This window comes from Burkholderia sp. 3C (assembly GCF_054589155.1).
Genome location: NZ_BAAILN010000159.1, coordinates 92,632 through 94,142 on the forward strand (window position 1 = coordinate 92,632; position 1,511 = coordinate 94,142).

The window sequence follows — 1,511 nt, forward strand, 5'->3', positions numbered from 1 at the left end:
TGCGCGACGCGCACGCGGCCGGCCAGCGCGCGTTCGGCGAAAACTACGTGCAGGAGTCGCTCGACAAGATCGCCGCGCTCGCCGCGCTGCGCGACACGCTCGAATGGCATTTCATCGGCCCGCTGCAATCGAACAAGACACGCCCGGTGGCCGAGCAGTTCGACTGGGTGCATTCGGTCGACCGCCTGAAGATCGCGCAACGGCTGGCCGAGCAGCGGCCCGCGCACCTGCCTCCGCTGAACGTGTGCGTGCAGGTCAACGTCAGCGGCGAGGCCAGCAAGAGCGGCGTCGAGCCGGCCGAGGCGGCCGCGCTCGCGCGCGCGGTGGCGGCGCTGCCGTCGCTGCGGCTGCGCGGGCTGATGGCGATTCCCGAGCCGGCCGGCGATCTCGACACGCAGCGCGCGCCGCACCGGCGGCTGCGCGAACTGTTCGACACGCTGAACGCGGGCGGGCTGGCGCTCGATACGTTGTCGATGGGCATGTCGGCCGACCTCGAGGCGGCCGTGCTCGAAGGCGCCACGCTGGTGCGCGTCGGCACCGCGATCTTCGGCGCGCGCGACTATTCCACGCCGCGCGCCTCCTGAGCTTCCGAATCTTTCCTCACTCGCACTCATCATGAAAATTGCATTCATCGGCGGCGGCAACATGGCGGCCGCGCTGATCGGCGGGATCGTCAAGCGCGGCACCGCGGCTCCCGGCGACATCTACGTGATCGACCCCAACGACAGCACCCGCCAGCGCCTGCGCGACACCTCGGGCGTGCAGACCGGCGAGGCGATCGACGCCACGCTGGCCGGCTACGACGCGATCGTGCTGGCGGTCAAGCCGCAGGTGCTGAACGATGTCGCGAAGGCGCTCGCGCCCCACGCGGGCCGCGCGCTCGTGATCAGCATCGCGGCCGGCATCCGCGCCACCGATCTGTCGCGCTGGCTCGGCGGCAACACGCGCATCGTGCGCACCATGCCGAACACGCCGGCCCTGGTCGGGATGGGCGTGACGGGCCTGGCGGCGCTGCCCGGCGTCGATGCGGCCGGCCGCGAGCTGGCCTCGGCCGTGCTCGGCGCGGTGGGCGACACCGTGTGGTTCGACGATGAATCGAAGCTCGACGCCGTCACCGCGATCTCGGGCAGCGGCCCGGCCTACGTGTTCTATTTCATCGAGGCGCTGCAGGAAGCCGCGCGCCAACTCGGCATGAACGACGAGCAGGGCCGCGCGCTGGCCGTGGCCACCTTCACCGGCGCCGCGCAACTGGCCGCGCAATCGGGCGAGCCGGCCGGCGTGCTGCGCGAGCGCGTGACCTCGAAGGGCGGCACGACCGCCGCCGCGCTGGCCGCGTTCGACGCCCAGCAACTGAAGGATGCGATCGTGCGCGGCGTGCTGGCCGCCGATGCGCGCGCCAAGGAACTCGGTGACGAACTGGGCCAGGCCTGAAGCCCGAAGCCCGAACGGGCGCCATCAACGAAAAAAGCGACCTCGACGGTCGCTTTTTTTCATGGCGGCTGCGGTGCGCG

General features: G+C 71.4%; 2 protein-coding genes. Both read left to right on the top strand.

The features are described 5' to 3' along the window. The coding region (locus tag ACYP33_RS34445) for a YggS family pyridoxal phosphate-dependent enzyme (RefSeq protein ID WP_459625559.1) at nt 1–584 on the top strand (584 nt) is incomplete at its 5' end. Between the two features lie 31 nt (nt 585–615). Then, complete coding sequence (gene proC / locus ACYP33_RS34450; RefSeq protein ID WP_414450316.1) at nt 616–1,431, top strand: pyrroline-5-carboxylate reductase; 816 nt, start codon at nt 616–618, stop codon at nt 1,429–1,431. Nucleotides 1,432–1,511: the final 80 nt, after the last annotated feature.